Genomic DNA, 14,594 nt, shown 5'->3' with positions numbered 1-14,594 from the left:
ACGGGGCAAGCCGGTCGTCGTTTATATAAGTAACGGAAATGTAAAAAGTCGATTCGGATGATGTCAAACCAGGCGGTACAGCACAGAAACGCGGGATGAGCGCCACGGACAAGCCGCTGATAAATGATGGCAAAGTGTGGCGCAGCCTGCCTGCCAGCGAGAGCCTGTGAGAGGGCAGGGTATGGCGTAAAGATGTGGGTATATCCATATACGTTTTTGATATATTGCCGAAGTTAAAATCACTCGAATAAATAACTCAGCATAACCTTAACAGAGTGTTACCGCCCTTAACACCCTTCGCGGGTATTCAGGACGGCAAAGGTGCGACGCAGACCTCACTCTGTCCCGCTGTGGCGGTGATAGCCCCGCCACCACACTACCAGATTTAGTAGTGAGATAATCGCGCCCGCGGCGCACACGCCGTTCCATCCGGCATGTTGCCACGCAAAGGCAGAGATAAGCGAACCGGCCGCGCCGCCAATGAAATAGCTGGTCATATAACCGGCAGTCAGGCGGTTACGGGCGTCCGGGTGAATGCGATAAATCACGCTCTGGTTGGTGATATGCACGCCTTGCACCGTGAGGTCGAGGATCAGGATACCGATAATTAGCGCCACCACCGAGAACTGGCCGAGTGCGACGGCAATCCAGGACAGCAGTAACAAAACCAGCCCCCAGGTCGTCGTCAGGTGCGCTTTGCCTTTATCCACAAAGCCGCCCGCAGGCCGTGCCGCCAGCGCGCCTGCGGCCCCCGCGAGGCCAAACAGCCCAATGACACCCTCTGAAAAATGAAACGGCGCGCCCGCCAGTAAAAACGCCATGGAGGTCCAGAGGATGCTGAAATTGGCGAAGGTCAGGCAACCCAGCAGCGCGCGGGTGCGCAGGAGTTTATCGCGCGTAAAGAGGCTGAAAATGGAGCCGAGGAGCTGCGGATAATTAAGCGTACTGGTCTGTTTCACCGCAGGGAGGCCGCGCCAGAGCGCCAGCGCCATGATAACCATCAACACCGTCGCCACCCAGTACACGGTGCGCCAGCCGCCGAGGCTTGCCAGCGCGCCCGAAACCGTTCGCGCCAGCAGAATACCGAGCAGCAGGCCACTCATGATGGTGCCAACCACCTTACCGCGTTTTTCTGGCGCGGCGAGCGTGGCGGCAAGCGGCACAAGGACCTGCGCGACGACAGAGAACAGACCGGTCAGCGCGGTGCCGAGGATCATCATCGGCAGCGTATGGCTGCTCGCGGTGATGAGCATCCCGGCCGCGGCAAGCAACGTCATCACGACAATCATGCTGCGACGCTCAAACATGTCGCCGAGCGGTACCAGGAACAGCAGGCCGAAGGCGTAGCCAAGCTGTGCGGCGGTCACAATAAAGCCCGCCTGGTTGGCGGTAATGGCGAAAGCATGGGCAATGGTGTCGAGGAGCGGCTGGGCGTAGTAATTGCTCGCGACCACCAGCCCGGTGGCAACGGACATTAATACGGTCAGTGAGGGGCTAAGCCCTTGAGGGTGTCTGGTCATGGTTTTGTGGGTTACTCAAAATGAAGGGCATCAATCGCTTGCCGAAAGCCATTATGATAACGGAACCGCACCACAGCGCCAGATTGTTGAGGAATTGTTAAGTGTCGGATTGTGCGTTTTGCACAGGGATGCGGCAACGGTGCGGTGACAAACCGTCGGGCAGGTCAGCCACGCGCACCCGCCATATCAAAAAACACCCGCCGGGCGGCGGGTGTTGTTTCATCGCGTTAACGCGTTTATTTCTGCGCCGCCAGCGCGTCGTTAATCCATCCATCGAACTGCTGCTGGTGCGCTTTGATCCAGCCATCGACATGGCCCTGGATATCCGCCTCACTGGCTTTGCCGCTGTGCATCATCGCATTCTGGGCGTTGATATCGGTAATCGGCAGTTTCATCACCGAGAACAACTTCGCCGCTGCCGGGTTTTTCTCCGCCCATGCTTTGTTCGCGACGATATGCATTGTATTCACCGGGAAGCCAAAGTTATTGCCGTTGGCGAGTTTGGTATCAATCCCTTTCTGCTTACCGGGCAGTGAAGAGAACGGCACCTGCAGCCACACCACATCTTTGCCAGGCTTCAGCACGTCGCTCACCCAGTACGGCGTCCAGGTGTAATACAGCACCGGTTTGCCTTCTTTATAACGGGCGATTGTGTCGGCCATCATCGCTGCATAGTTGCCGTGGTTCACTGTCACCGTTTTGGCGAGGTCGAACGCCTCGTTCTGGTGGTTAATTACCGCCTCGCAACCCCAGCCTGGCGTACATCCCATCATGTCCGCTTTGCCGTCGCCGTTGCTGTCAAACAGCTTCGCAATCTTCGGGTCTTTCAACTGCGCAATATTCGTAATGTGGTATTTCTCGGCGGTTTTACGGTCAATCAGATACCCTTGCGCCGCGCCCGTGACGTAGGTGCCTTCACGGTAAAACTTCTTGTCGCCGCCCGCCGCCGCGTACATATCATCATGCAGCGGTTGCCAGTTTACGGCGGTAAACGTAGCGTCGCCGGAGGCGATTGAGGTATAGCCTACGTTGTAATCCACTTCGCTGGTTTTATTGACCGTATAACCGAGCTTTTCCAGCGCGCGGCTGACTAACAGCGTCTGGAAACTCTCTTCGGAGATGGTGCTCTGCACCGGCTGGACGGTAATCCCTTTGCCCGGCAGGGACGCGGCAAAAGAACTGGCGCTAACGAGTGTGGCAAAGGCTGTGGCGAAAAGAACAGAATGTCGCATCGTTATTCCTTTTATTGAGGTGAGAGAAAGCGGGCGGCCTGCGCCGCCAGCGCTTTATTTAATGAATGGACGAGTGATAAGGCCAAGCGGGCCGCTTGAATACCAGCGGCGGTTGCCGCGGCTTCGTGCGTCGCGGCCCACCGCCTGCGTCAGGCGGTCAAGGATAATCGCGAGGATAACAATCCCCACGCCGCCGACTGTGGCAAGCCCCATATCGAGGCGGCCAATGCCGCGCAGCACCATCTGACCAAGCCCGCCGACGGCAATCATCGAGGCAATCACTACCATGGAGAGGGCAAGCATGAGCGTCTGGTTAATCCCCGCCATAATGGTGGGCATGGCCAGCGGTAACTGAACTTTGAAAAGCATCTGACGCGGGCTTGAACCAAACGAACGCGCCGCTTCGATGAGATCCTCCGGCACCTGGTTAATCCCAAGGATAGTCAGACGCACGACCGGCGGCAGGGCGAAGATAATGGTCACCACCACGCCCGGCACGTTGCCAATGCCAAACAGCATCACAATCGGCACCAGATAGACAAAAGCAGGCGTTGTCTGCATCGCATCCAGCAGCGGGCGAATAATTTTCGCCGCACGCGGGCTTCTGGCAAGCCAGATCCCAAGCGGTAGCCCTATCAGCACGCAGAACAGCAGGGCGGTCAGTACCAGTGCCAGCGTCACCATCGCCTGCGACCAGGCGCCGATAGCGCCTATCAAAATCAGCGATATCAGGGTGGCAACACCCATACCGAGGCCGGAAATCTGCCAGGCGATAAGCGCGAAAATCGCTATCGCCACTGGCGCTGGCATCCCCAGCAGCAGTTGCTGGAAGGCGCTCAGAATGTAATCCACCGGCACGCGAATGCCCTGGAAGAGCGGGCGGAAGTGCGACACTACCCAGTCGATGCCCTGTGTCACCCAACTGTCGAGCGGAATAAGCGTCTTATGGAACGGATCCATGATATTAAAATGTTCCGGCGCGGGTGCCGGCGCGCTGTTCAGCCAGTCGGCGGTATGACCGTCCGGCGCAGGCGTTGGGCTGCCCCAGGCGTCTGCGCTGCTGGCATTATTGGCCGCTGCGTCAGCGGTGCCGGTACCCCACGGGTTTTGCGTCTGATCAGTCATGCGTGGTCCCCTCGCGATCTAAAGCCTGTAGCAGTACCCCTTTCGAGATAACGCCCACATACTGTTGCTCCTCACTCACCACCGGGACGGCGCAGGGCGCGATCCCAACAGGCGAGAGCAGTTCGCTTAACGACGTATCGGCATTTACTGCCGCGGGAATGTCCAGCAACGCGCTGTCCAGCCCCTGGCCTGCCGCCAGCGCCGCTTTCAGAGAATCCACCGAGACGGTGCCGACAAAGCGGTTGCCGCGCTCGACAACGTACCCAAATTCGCGATCTTCATCCTGCAATAATTTGATAGCTGAGCGCGGGCCAAACCCGGGTGTTTTACGCAGCAAGCCGCCGGGGCTTCGGCGCGCAATATCTTTGGCGCTGAAGACCTGGCTGATATCGACGCCGCGGAAAAACGTGCGCACATAATCATTCGCCGGATTATTCAGAATTTCATCGGGTGTGCCGACCTGGACGACTTCGCCGTTTTGCATAATCGCGATGCGATCGCCAATTCGCATGGCTTCATCAAGATCGTGGGAAATAAAAACGATAGTGCGCTGGTGGCGCGCCTGAAGCTTAATTAATTCATCCTGCATTTCACTGCGAATTAACGGATCGAGCGCCGAGAATGCTTCATCCATTAACAGAATGTCGGGATTAATTGCGAGCGCGCGGGCAAGCCCGACACGCTGGCGCATCCCGCCCGAAAGTTCATCGGGATAGGCGTGGGCATAATTCTCAAGCCCGACCTGACGCAGGGCGTCGAGCGCTTTTTCCTGACGCGCTTTCAGCGGCACACCGGCTAATTCCATGCCGAAGGCGGTATTATTTAAGACCGTCATGTGCGGCATCAGTGCAAATGACTGGAAGACCATCGCTATCTTTTTCTTGCGCACCTCGCGCAGCGCAGCATCTGATATGCGGGCGATATCTTCACCGTCAATCAACACCTGGCCGCGGGTGGGTTCAATCAGGCGATTGAGAAGGCGGACCATAGTGGATTTACCCGAGCCGGATAATCCCATGATGACAAATATCTCGCCTTCTTCAATGGCCAGAGTGGCGTCTTTTACGCCGACAGATAGCCCTGTTTTTTCCAGTATTTCCGCTTTTGAAAGCCCTTTTTCAATATATTTAAAGGCCCGCTGCGGGTGCTCTCCAAATATTTTGTATAGATTTTTAATCTCTAATTTGATTGCCATGCAATAGCGTGAGTCCTGTTATATTTTGCCGTTAAGATGATTCCTGCAGGAAATAGTTACCGGGCCATACCCTAGCATACTGAGATTCTGAGACAACCCTGAATTTCCCGCGCGCGCGGTGAAAGGTGATGACGAAATGGCGCTATTTCCCGGTATTGCTGGGCTGAGCGGCAGAGAATTGAAGACAATATTTTTCGTTTTGCACAACGAAATGACGGGTGAATCAGTGCGATTCACCCGTTAATGATAAGAAATAGAAGTGTAGAAGTGAGCTGAGATATTTTCGCGGATGTTACCTGTTTGCAGCAAATAATTCGGCTGCCTGTTCACTATTTATTTCCACGCGAAAGTGGGCTAAAAATCCCAGTCCTCGTCTTCGGTTTCTACCGCTTTACCCATGACATAAGACGAGCCGGATCCGGAGAAAAAGTCGTGGTTTTCATCCGCGCCGGGAGAGAGCGCCGCCAGAATTGACGGATTCACCTGTGTCATCTCAGCCGGGAACAGCGCCTCATAGCCGAGGTTCATCAGCGCCTTATTGGCGTTGTAGCACAGGAACGCGCCGACCTCTTCAACCCAGCCCACATCCTGGTAAAGCGCTTGCGTATAAGCGAGTTCGTTATCATAGAGATCCATCATCAGCTCCAGCGCGAATGCTTTAAGCGAGTCGCGCCGCGCGTCGTCGACTTTCGCCAGCGCCTGCTGATATTTGTAGCCGATGTAATAGCCGTGTACCGCCTCGTCGCGAATGATGAGACGAATAAGATCGGCGGTATTAGTAAGCTTGCCGCGGCTCGACCAGTACATCGGCAACCAGAAGCCGGAATAAAACAGGAACGATTCGAGAAACACGCTCGCGATTTTTTTCTTCAGCGGATCGTCCTTGCGATAATGCGCGAGAATAATCTGCGCTTTGCGCTGAAGGGGCGCGTTGTCTTCGCTCCAGGCATAGGCGGCGTCGACGTCGCGGGTCTGGCAGAGCGTAGAAAAAATCGAACTGTACGAGCGGGCGTGCACAGCCTCCATAAAACTCACGTTCGACAGCACCGCCTCTTCATGCGGCGTCAGCGCGTCCTGCATCAACGCGGGGGCGCCAATAGCGTTCTGAATGGTGTCGAGCAGCGTCAGACCGGTAAACACGCGTATCGTCAGCTGCTGTTCGGACGCACTGAGCGTTTGCCACGCCGGAATATCATTGGAGAGCGGCACTTTTTCCGGCAGCCAGAAATTGCTGGTGAGCCGGTTCCACACCTCCAGGTCTTTCTCGTCCTGGAGTTTGTTCCAGTTAATGGCGCTAATACGGCTTAAACGGGTCATGAGAATTCCTTACAGGGCGCAGGAGACGCAGCCCTCAATTTCGGTGCCTTCCAGCGCCAGCTGGCGCAGGCGAATGTAATAAAGCGTCTTGATACCTTTCTTCCAGGCGTAAATCTGCGCTTTGTTGATATCGCGCGTGGTGGCGGTATCCGGGAAGAAGAGCGTGAGCGACAGCCCCTGGTCCACATGGCGCGTCGCCTCGGCGTAGGTGTCGATGATTTTCTCGGGGCCAATTTCATACGCATCCTGATACAGCGCCAGGTTGTCATTGGTCATAAAGGGCGCCGGATAATAGACGCGACCGATTTTGCCTTCTTTGCGGATTTCAATTTTCGAGACAATCGGGTGGATGCTCGACGTCGCGTGGTTGATATACGAAATAGACCCGGTCGGCGGCACGGCCTGTAAGTTGCGGTTGTAGAGCCCGTGATGCATGACGTCGTCACGAAGCTGTCGCCACATCGCCGGTGTGGGAAGCGTAATGCCAGCGGCTTCAAAGAGCGCGGCAACGCGCGCCGTTTTGGGCGCCCAGGTTTGCGTCAGGTATTTTTCGAAATAGTCGCCGCTGGCGTAACGGGATGCCTCAAAGCCTTCGAAACGCTCGCCGCGCTCGCGCGCAAGCTGCATGGAGGTATTCAGCGCATGCCAGGTCACGGTATAAAAATAGAGGTTGGTGAAATCGAGTCCTTCTGGCGAGCCGTAGGCGATGCCTTCGCGCGCGAGATAACCGTGCAGGTTCATCTGCCCAAGACCAATGGCGTGCGAGGCGGCATTGCCCGCTTCAACAGAGGGCACGCAGCGAATGTGGCTCATATCAGAAACCGCCGTCAGCGCGCGTACGGCGACATCGACGGTACGGCCAAAGTCGGGCGAGTCCATCGTATGGGCGATATTCAGCGAGCCGAGATTGCAGGAGATATCCTGGCCTGTCGTCGCGTAATCGAGGTTTTCGTCGAAGGTGGACGCGCTGTTGACCTGTAAAATCTCTGAGCACAGGTTGCTCATGTTGATGCGCCCGGCAATCGGGTTGGCACGGTTTACCGTGTCTTCGAACATGATGTACGGATAGCCGGACTCAAACTGGATCTCCGCCAGGCGCTGAAATAACTCGCGGGCACTGATGTAATGCTTGCGGATGCGCTCGTCTTCCACCAGTTGTGTGTAAAGCTCGCTGACGCTGATGTCGCCGAACGGCTTGCCGTAAATGCGCTCCACGTCGTAAGGCGAGAAGAGCGCCATCTGTGCGTTAACCTTGGCCAACTCAAAGGTGATATCGGGGATAACCACGCCGAGCGAGAGCGTTTTAATACGGATTTTCTCATCGGCGTTTTCGCGTTTGGTATCCAGAAACCGCAGGATGTCCGGGTGGTGCGCGTTCAGATACACGGCACCGGCGCCCTGGCGCGCGCCCAACTGGTTGGCGTAAGAGAACGCGTCTTCCAGCATTTTCATCACCGGGATAACCCCGGAAGACTGGTTTTCGATGCGCTTTATCGGCGCGCCCGCTTCTCGGAGGTTCGACAGTGAAAACGCTACGCCGCCGCCGCGTTTGGACAACTGAAGCGCAGCGTTCACCGCGCGCCCGATGGACTCCATATTGTCTTCGATACGCAGCAGGAAACAGGAGACCAGCTCCCCACGCTGTTTCTTGCCGCAATTAAGAAACGTGGGCGTCGCGGGCTGGAAACGGCCGCTTAAGATTTCTTCCAGAATCTGGCGCGCCAGAGTTTCATCGCCACAGGCAAGCGTCAGCGCGACCATACAGGCGCGATCCGGGAAGTGCTCCAGATAGCGTTTGCCATCAAACGTTTTCAGCGTATAGCTGGTGTAAAACTTCCAGGCGCCGAGAAACGTTTTAAACGTGAAGCCGTAGCGGTGCGCCTCGTCAAATAATCCGGCTGCGAAAGTCATGTCGTAGCGCTTCAGCACGTTTTCGTCGTAATAGCCTTCGTTCACCAGCCAGTCCAGACGCGCGCGGGCGTCGGCAAAAGTCATGGAACGCGGCCCGGCGTGAGCGGCCATAAAAGCGGCGACCGCCTCGTGGTCTTTTTCAAACTGGATACGGCCGGAGGCATCGTAAAGATTAAGCATCGCGTTCAGCGCGTGATAGTCCGGCGGCGTTTGCGGTACGGCGTCGCCTGTTAGTGATGTCGTTGCCAAAATTCGTTGACTCCCTTACGCACATTATCGATGTCTTGCCCGGTGCCCATCAGCTCGAAACGGTAGAGAAAGGGCACCTGACACTTGCGGGCGATGACGTCACCGGCGCGGCAAAACCCTTCGCCGAAATTACGGTTGCCTGCGGCAATAACGCCACGCAGCAGCGCGCGATTGTGTTCATCGTTAAGAAACTGGATAACCTGGCGTGGCACAGCGCCCACGGTTCCACCGCCGCCGTAAGTCGGCACTACCAGGATGTAGGGCTCGTCTGCCCGTAGCCGCGCATCCTCTGCAAGGGGAATACGTGACGCCGGGAGACCCAGCCGCGCGATAAAACGATGGGTGTTTTCCGAGCGGCTGGAGAAGTAGATAAGCGAGCTCATGCGTTCGCTGCAAGCGAGGTGGCGCGCAGGCGGTTGATCATATCCGGGCGAAAACCACTCCAGCTGAGATCGCCTGCTAACACAACGGGCAACTGGCGAAAACCCTGGGCGCGCAGCGTGTCGACCGCCTCTGGCTGTTCATCCAGATTGATGGTGTCAAACGCGATGCCGCGGCTTTCCAGCGCGCGTTTGGTGGCGTGACACTGGACGCAATCATTTTTTGTGTAAATAGTTATGCTCATGATTCGTATTCTCATCAATGAATTAAAATCGTCACCGCAATGCAGTGTGGATTGGGGTGGTTTGATAAGAAAGATACTAGATGTAGTTGTGATAACTTTCAACTACGCAATATATAGGGTTTCTGTCAACGCAACGAGAGGACATACCCTACAGGCAGGCAGCGCGCCATAACGAGACGTTAAAGGGAAAAAGGGCGGCAGGGGCATTACTATAGTAAGCGGATTGCTATGAAGAGGAATTCAGAAAGCGGAGAACGAGACGTAAAAACGTTCCCCGGCAGCGCCGGGGAAAAGCATTGAACCGTGCTTCAGACGATTAACGGCGAGAGATAAGCAGCGCACCGAGGAAGATACCGACGGCTGCGCCAATCCCGATGCTTGAAAGCGGGCGTTCGCGGACAAAGGTGCTCGCACAGCTCACGGCGTCGCGCGCGGCCTGATTCACATGGCTTCTGCCATGCATACGTGCGCGGGTTTCACGCAGCAGAGATTCTGCTTTGCGGCGCGCTACGTCCGCTTCGCCTTTGGCATCGCTGCCCCAGGATTTCAGAACGCCTTCCAGCGTATCGGCAAGGCGGCTGATGTCGTTATTGATGTCATCTACACCAGCGTTCACGTCACTACGGTTGATTCTGTTAAACATAGCATTCTCCCTTTTGTGTTCACTTCATCACAGTATAGAACAAAATGTGAGCCGCTTCGGCGCAGTGGGCCGTCTGAGGGCGTTTCTGGACTTTTCCGAAAGCCCTGCTAATCCTCCTAATGTAAGGTTTCCCCGCAGTCTGAAGCAGATGAGGAAAAGTTATGTATTTACGACCCGATGAGGTGGCGCGCGTACTGGAGAAAGCCGGGTTTACCATGGATGTGGTGACGCCAAAAACTTATGGTTATCGTCGCGGCGAGAATTATGTGTATGTGAATCGCGAAGCGCGGATGGGGCGTACGGCGCTCGTCATTCACCCCACGCTCAGGGAACGCAGCCAGTCGCTGGCGGACCCGGCTTCAGAGATGAAAATGTGCGATCATTATCAGCAGTTCCCGCTCTGGCTGGGCGGCGACGCGCAGGAACATTACGGCATTCCGCTGGGGTTTAGCTCCCGCATGGCGCTGGAGCGTTATCTGAACGGTCTGTTTGGCGAACCGCAGTAATCCGTCCCTTCTCAGGCCTGCGCGCTGACCGGCGCTGCGGGGCTTACCCGGAACAGACGGCGGCAGTAATCGAGGAAATACCCGTAGGCCGCCCCCATCATCATCGACACCACAATATTGGAGCTGACCGCAGCGATGATCTGCGGGATATCCGCGCCGACAAACAGCAAAATAGCGGCGTAAACGGGTGACTGAAACGTGATATAGGCCAGCACATCCGCAATATTCTTCACCAGACGGCCCCTGCCGAGGCGCGCCGCAACACGCATAAAGGCGTCACGGTATAGCCCGTAAGGCCAGGCGATCACCATATTGACCGGAATCGCGACCAGACGTGAGGAAAGGGATTGCTCGAAGCTCATTCCGGAGACGAATATCTCAATCATCATCCCCACGACGGAGCAATACACTACCATGGCAAACGTGTCCGCTACGGCGTGACGCAAGCGAGAATGCGGCGAAAACATCGGATTAAGCTCCTGAACCATCAACAGGGAAAACGGGAAAGGTACGAATAATGCTGGCGATATGCCTGGCATTTTGCGTTGATGGTAGAGTATATGTCTGGTTTAATCCTTTCAATTAGCGATAAATTTTTATTTATCGCCGCTTTGTTAATAAAATCCTCTGGAAAATCAAAAATGTGCAGCGGCTCGCTATTTTTCGCGGGGTGGATTTTATTGTTATTTATTTTCAATAAGTTAAGTGATGCATGGATGACGGCAATGCCTGCCAGTTGGCAGAGAATGTTTTACGAGGCATTTTTTGCGACCGCGCGGAGTTTCAGATAGCGCATTAACTAAAAATCCAGTGGATTATGCTGTTTTGGCTTGTGGCGGCGAATGTGCGCGCGTGGCATACGGCCCGCATTTATCGGTGTGATGAATATGATTAGCGCCCCGTAAAAAGGTTTTAACCATTATTCAGCCCACGTTTAGCGAGTCACCGCGATAATGCCTGCCTGTTTTTTAGAGGTTTCAGCAAAGATCATGAATGCACTTCGCGACGTGTTATACCAGCTTGAACAGGGCGTGCTGGCGCTCACCGGGGAGGGGACGCTGCACAAAAAACTGCTGCGCTGCTATTTTGAGGTGCTGGTCGATATTGCGCCCGCAGCGCTGCCGCAAGCGCTACAACCATCGCTGAAAGCGCTGCAGGACAGCTTCAGCGCACCGCATTCGCGCCCCCTGGCGCAGTGGCACGATGATGAGTTGCAGGCATTACTGAAGCGCATTCTCGGCTTTTATCATCAGCTCAGCGAACACGCATACCAAGATTAAAGCTTGTTTTAGGGCGGCTAAGCGCAGCGCACCCGCTATCGGGCGCGCGCGTAAACATTAACAAACGCCGAAATCGCCGTCTTCTTTATATAAAGCTACATCGGCGGCTTTCAGCGTCACCTTCTCGCCGTGCTCATCATCCGGACGCACCGCGACAATCTGATCGTCATGTACTTCAATCACTTTTAACTTCGGGCCGCCCAGACGTGGTTGCACGATATCGCCTGCTTCAAACATGATGTCCTCCTGAGTATTCACACCGTTTATTTAACATAGCAACAGTAGCCCAGCCTGCCGCCTCCTCACAACCGAATTGATCGGGTTTTGTTGGTAAATTGTTAAACGCAGGGTTCTGTATAGCCATGTTAAGGCGGGTAAAGTCCTGTATGAAAGGTAGCGATTTGCGGTTTAGCGACTAAACTTAATAAAAATAAGCAACTTACAAAACCTGCAAAAACCACTACAGGAGTAACTATGGGATTCTGGAGAATCGTTTTTACTATCATACTGCCGCCACTCGGCGTACTGCTGGGAAAGGGTTTCGGCTGGGCGTTTATCCTCAACATTCTGCTGACGCTATTGGGTTACATCCCGGGCCTCATTCACGCCTTCTGGGTACAGAGTAAAAGCTAACCCACACCGCTTTTTCAAAACCCGCTTCGGCGGGTTTTTTGCGCCTTGCCCTCCCGAATTTTCACCCACCACACGCGCGTGAGAGCCTGCTCACTCTTTAGCCGTTTCGTTGCATTTATTTACTTATAAACCGTGCGGTTTAACTCACGCTTAACATTATTTTAGTAAATGAACTGTTTTTACCGACAATTTTGCCGATAACAGAGGGGCAGGGAGGAGTATTTCTCTGAATAATTTGAATTATATAGATAAAAAGAGGCCACCATGGGGATCCTGTCAACATTAATAACGGGTCCAGGACGGACGTTTTCGGCGCAAAGCCCCCGTAGCGGTGTCTATCGCTGCAAAAAATTACCTGCATCGTTACGGGAAGCAGGCGTACCGGATAAGCCGGGCATCTTGATGGTATTTGTACCGCCCAATGCGAGTTTCCAGGCGGTAAGTCAGGCCTGGCAGCGCTTCGCCACGCCGGAACGTACCGTACTGGTACTTTCTTCCACCGGCACCCTGTGCCAGCAGAATAAAGCCACGGTCTATTGTGATATGGAAAGCGACGAAGGGAGCTGGTTATTGCTGCCGAAAGCGCTGATTGGTCGTCATGAAGTGCATTCGGTCGATCTCCACACCCGCATTCCTGGCGCTGCGCAGCGTGTAGAAGCCATCTCGCACGATCTTAGCGCGCTTGATGTGCGTATGCCGCTCAGCGCCGATCGCACCTTCGCGCTGATTTACTGCGACGGCCTTGCCGCCTCGGAAGGTTTTCTGATGCAGGCCTGGTATAAATCCGGGCGTTTCCCGTGCCTCGCGGTTGGCGGGGCGGCGGGCGGCAAGCTTGATTTCAGCGGCACCTGGATGAGCGTCAATGGACGCATGATGGACGGGCGCGCGATTGTCGTGCTGTGTGAAATGGCGGCAGGCAAATCTTTCGCACCGTTTAAAAGCCAGAACTTCCAGCCGACCGATAAAAGCTGGCTGGTGGCGCACGCCGACCCTGTCGCGCGTACCGTCACATCGCTGTTTGATGCAAAAGGTCATCAACAGCCCATCGTCTCGTATCTGGCAAGCCAGCTTAACTGCAAACCCGATCAGCTCGGGCAGGCGCTGGAAGGGTATACCTTCGCGGTAAAAGTGGGCGACGATTACTTTATTCGCTCCATCGCCCAGATTGAACATACGCAGATCCGCTTCTTCTGCGATCTGGAGTTCGGCGACAGGCTGTATCTGATGAAGGCGACGGATTTTGTCGCGCACACCGTGCAGGACTGGCAAAACTTCACGCGCCGCTACGGCAAACCGGCCGGGATGCTGCTTAACGACTGCGTGTTGCGTCGTATGGGCAACCTCGCGACGCTGCCACGGGCAGATTTCTTCCGTGAGCTCCCCGCCGCCGGTTTTTCAAGCTTCGGGGAGATCCTCGGCGTGCCGATTAACCAGACGCTTTCCGCGCTGGTGTTCTTCGATAAGCCTAACCAGGCGATGAGCCAGTTCCCGGTGGAGTATGCGGCCTATGCCGCGCACTACGCCCAGCGCACGTTGCGCCGCTGGGAGGCGATGCACCGTATGCAATCGCAGGTGATTGAGCAGGTGATAAGCTACCAGCAGGAGTTATCGCCGCTGCTCTCCACGCTGCCGCTGCTGGAGCACGCCACCTCGCAACAGACTGAAACGCTGGATATCGCGCAGGGCAATATTCGCTCCATGAGCAACGCCGCCCGTGACACCCGAGAAGCGCAGGATCGTCTGGAGCAGGGCTTAAGCGATCTGGAAAGCATCTCTGATGGGATAACGAAGATAACCAGCGGCATTCGTTCTATCGCCGACCAGACCAACCTGCTGGCGCTCAACGCTGCGGTAGAAGCGGCGCGCGCCGGAGAATCGGGGCGCGGTTTTGCGGTGGTTGCGGGCGAAGTCCGTCGTCTTGCTCATTTGTCGCGCGAACAGGCGGAAGCGACGGCCAAGAGCATCAACGAATCCGTCGAGACCATCGCGCGTATTCGTCAGGTCACCACCGAGACGGTCAACGCGACACAGACGATGGCAGACCGCAGTATCGAAGCCGCGGATCGTATTGCCTCGATGAGCGAGCAGACCAGCGAAGAGCGTGAAAACGTCTCCCAGAGCCTGGGCCGCCTGAAAGTGGTCGCTAAAGGGATGGACGCGATGCAGGAAGCCGTCGCCCAGCTGCGTACGTTGCAGGAGCTGGCGAAGTAACATTCGCTATTTCTGACACCATCACAGGCGAGACGGGATAATACCCTCTCGCCTTTTTTATTTTGTTCCGTGCGACAGGAGATTTACACCGCCCGGCGCGTTATCCTGATGATGCGCAGGCATATCCGCCGATGTCAGTACGACGAT

Annotated in this window: 15 protein-coding genes; 4 read left to right on the top strand and 11 right to left on the bottom strand. The window is 55.6% G+C overall.

The window, feature by feature from the left end; all coding sequences use genetic code 11:
* Positions 1 to 335: 335 nt before the first annotated feature.
* The 9 genes from AFK62_RS15410 to AFK62_RS15370 form a co-directional block, all read right to left on the bottom strand.
* The gene (locus AFK62_RS15410) at positions 336 to 1,520 is read right to left on the bottom strand and encodes an MFS transporter (RefSeq protein WP_032984932.1); all 1,185 of its coding nucleotides are present in this window, start codon (positions 1,518 to 1,520) and stop codon (positions 336 to 338) included.
* 236 nt (positions 1,521 to 1,756) lie between these two features.
* The gene (gene proX / locus AFK62_RS15405; protein WP_007681675.1) at positions 1,757 to 2,752 is read right to left on the bottom strand and encodes a glycine betaine/L-proline ABC transporter substrate-binding protein ProX; all 996 of its coding nucleotides are present in this window, start codon (positions 2,750 to 2,752) and stop codon (positions 1,757 to 1,759) included.
* Between the two features lie 54 nt (positions 2,753 to 2,806).
* On the bottom strand, positions 2,807 to 3,877 hold the full coding sequence (proW, locus tag AFK62_RS15400; protein ID WP_007681672.1) for a glycine betaine/L-proline ABC transporter permease ProW: 1,071 nt from the start codon (positions 3,875 to 3,877) through the stop codon (positions 2,807 to 2,809).
* Positions 3,870 to 5,072: a glycine betaine/L-proline ABC transporter ATP-binding protein ProV gene (gene proV / locus AFK62_RS15395; RefSeq protein ID WP_007681660.1), complete on the bottom strand. Its 1,203-nt coding sequence runs from the start codon at positions 5,070 to 5,072 to the stop codon at positions 3,870 to 3,872. The genes proW and proV overlap by 8 nt, the downstream gene beginning before the upstream one ends.
* 354 nt (positions 5,073 to 5,426) lie before the next feature.
* Entirely contained in the window at positions 5,427 to 6,389 is a 963-nt protein-coding gene (gene nrdF / locus AFK62_RS15390) for a class 1b ribonucleoside-diphosphate reductase subunit beta (protein ID WP_007681657.1), read from the bottom strand.
* 9 nt (positions 6,390 to 6,398) lie between these two features.
* Positions 6,399 to 8,549, bottom strand: a complete 2,151-nt coding sequence (nrdE, locus tag AFK62_RS15385; protein WP_053532015.1) for a class 1b ribonucleoside-diphosphate reductase subunit alpha — start codon at positions 8,547 to 8,549, stop codon at positions 6,399 to 6,401.
* Entirely contained in the window at positions 8,531 to 8,932 is a 402-nt protein-coding gene (gene nrdI, locus AFK62_RS15380) for a class Ib ribonucleoside-diphosphate reductase assembly flavoprotein NrdI (RefSeq protein WP_007681653.1), read from the bottom strand. Before nrdI ends, nrdE begins: the two co-directional genes overlap by 19 nt.
* A complete protein-coding gene (gene nrdH / locus AFK62_RS15375; RefSeq protein ID WP_007681650.1) occupies positions 8,929 to 9,174 on the bottom strand; it encodes a glutaredoxin-like protein NrdH in 246 nt (81 codons plus the stop codon). The genes nrdI and nrdH overlap by 4 nt, the downstream gene beginning before the upstream one ends.
* Positions 9,175 to 9,490: 316 nt before the next feature.
* Entirely contained in the window at positions 9,491 to 9,817 is a 327-nt protein-coding gene (locus AFK62_RS15370; protein WP_007681645.1) for a DUF883 domain-containing protein, read from the bottom strand.
* Positions 9,818 to 9,978: 161 nt separating this feature from the next.
* Here AFK62_RS15370 and AFK62_RS15365 point away from each other — a divergent pair, with 161 nt between their 5' ends.
* The gene (locus AFK62_RS15365) at positions 9,979 to 10,323 is read left to right on the top strand and encodes a DUF2002 family protein (RefSeq protein ID WP_007681643.1); all 345 of its coding nucleotides are present in this window, start codon (positions 9,979 to 9,981) and stop codon (positions 10,321 to 10,323) included.
* Positions 10,324 to 10,334: 11 nt separating this feature from the next.
* Here AFK62_RS15365 and AFK62_RS15360 read toward each other — a convergent pair whose 3' ends face one another.
* Positions 10,335 to 10,790: an L-alanine exporter AlaE gene (locus AFK62_RS15360; protein ID WP_007681640.1), complete on the bottom strand. Its 456-nt coding sequence runs from the start codon at positions 10,788 to 10,790 to the stop codon at positions 10,335 to 10,337.
* Between the two features lie 522 nt (positions 10,791 to 11,312).
* Here AFK62_RS15360 and AFK62_RS15350 point away from each other — a divergent pair.
* Complete coding sequence (locus tag AFK62_RS15350; protein WP_007681634.1) at positions 11,313 to 11,603, top strand: hypothetical protein; 291 nt, start codon at positions 11,313 to 11,315, stop codon at positions 11,601 to 11,603.
* A 57-nt stretch (positions 11,604 to 11,660) separates the two neighbouring features.
* Here the strand turns inward: AFK62_RS15350 and AFK62_RS15345 are convergent, their stop codons facing one another.
* Positions 11,661 to 11,840, bottom strand: coding sequence for a hypothetical protein (locus tag AFK62_RS15345; RefSeq protein ID WP_007681631.1), 180 nt, complete (start codon positions 11,838 to 11,840; stop codon positions 11,661 to 11,663).
* A gap of 237 nt (positions 11,841 to 12,077) precedes the next feature.
* Here AFK62_RS15345 and AFK62_RS21515 point away from each other — a divergent pair, with 237 nt between their 5' ends.
* On the top strand, positions 12,078 to 12,236 hold the full coding sequence (locus tag AFK62_RS21515) for a YqaE/Pmp3 family membrane protein (protein ID WP_007681616.1): 159 nt from the start codon (positions 12,078 to 12,080) through the stop codon (positions 12,234 to 12,236).
* A 402-nt stretch (positions 12,237 to 12,638) separates the two neighbouring features.
* On the top strand, positions 12,639 to 14,447 hold the full coding sequence (locus AFK62_RS15340) for a methyl-accepting chemotaxis protein (RefSeq protein WP_007681608.1): 1,809 nt from the start codon (positions 12,639 to 12,641) through the stop codon (positions 14,445 to 14,447).
* Positions 14,448 to 14,594 lie beyond the last annotated feature (147 nt).

This window comes from Cronobacter condimenti 1330, from assembly GCF_001277255.1.
GTDB lineage: Bacteria > Pseudomonadota > Gammaproteobacteria > Enterobacterales > Enterobacteriaceae > Cronobacter > Cronobacter condimenti.
The sequence above is the reverse complement of the archived record's forward strand: the minus strand, read 5'-3'. Positions and strand labels throughout refer to the sequence as shown.

What these genes read in the sequence shown, in the direction of transcription:
- AFK62_RS15350 (WP_007681634.1), top strand. Translation starts at nt 11,313, where the DNA reads ATGAATGCACTTCGCGACGTGTTATACCAGCTTGAACAGGGCGTGCTG.
- proV (WP_007681660.1), bottom strand. Translation starts at nt 5,072, where the DNA reads ATGGCAATCAAATTAGAGATTAAAAATCTATACAAAATATTTGGAGAG.
- nrdH (WP_007681650.1), bottom strand. Translation starts at nt 9,174, where the DNA reads ATGAGCATAACTATTTACACAAAAAATGATTGCGTCCAGTGTCACGCC.
- AFK62_RS15370 (WP_007681645.1), bottom strand. Translation starts at nt 9,817, where the DNA reads ATGTTTAACAGAATCAACCGTAGTGACGTGAACGCTGGTGTAGATGAC.
- proX (WP_007681675.1), bottom strand. Translation starts at nt 2,752, where the DNA reads ATGCGACATTCTGTTCTTTTCGCCACAGCCTTTGCCACACTCGTTAGC.
- AFK62_RS15365 (WP_007681643.1), top strand. Translation starts at nt 9,979, where the DNA reads ATGTATTTACGACCCGATGAGGTGGCGCGCGTACTGGAGAAAGCCGGG.
- AFK62_RS21515 (WP_007681616.1), top strand. Translation starts at nt 12,078, where the DNA reads ATGGGATTCTGGAGAATCGTTTTTACTATCATACTGCCGCCACTCGGC.
- nrdI (WP_007681653.1), bottom strand. Translation starts at nt 8,932, where the DNA reads ATGAGCTCGCTTATCTACTTCTCCAGCCGCTCGGAAAACACCCATCGT.
- AFK62_RS15360 (WP_007681640.1), bottom strand. Translation starts at nt 10,790, where the DNA reads ATGTTTTCGCCGCATTCTCGCTTGCGTCACGCCGTAGCGGACACGTTT.
- AFK62_RS15410 (WP_032984932.1), bottom strand. Translation starts at nt 1,520, where the DNA reads ATGACCAGACACCCTCAAGGGCTTAGCCCCTCACTGACCGTATTAATG.
- nrdF (WP_007681657.1), bottom strand. Translation starts at nt 6,389, where the DNA reads ATGACCCGTTTAAGCCGTATTAGCGCCATTAACTGGAACAAACTCCAG.
- AFK62_RS15345 (WP_007681631.1), bottom strand. Translation starts at nt 11,840, where the DNA reads ATGTTTGAAGCAGGCGATATCGTGCAACCACGTCTGGGCGGCCCGAAG.
- proW (WP_007681672.1), bottom strand. Translation starts at nt 3,877, where the DNA reads ATGACTGATCAGACGCAAAACCCGTGGGGTACCGGCACCGCTGACGCA.
- AFK62_RS15340 (WP_007681608.1), top strand. Translation starts at nt 12,639, where the DNA reads ATGGTATTTGTACCGCCCAATGCGAGTTTCCAGGCGGTAAGTCAGGCC.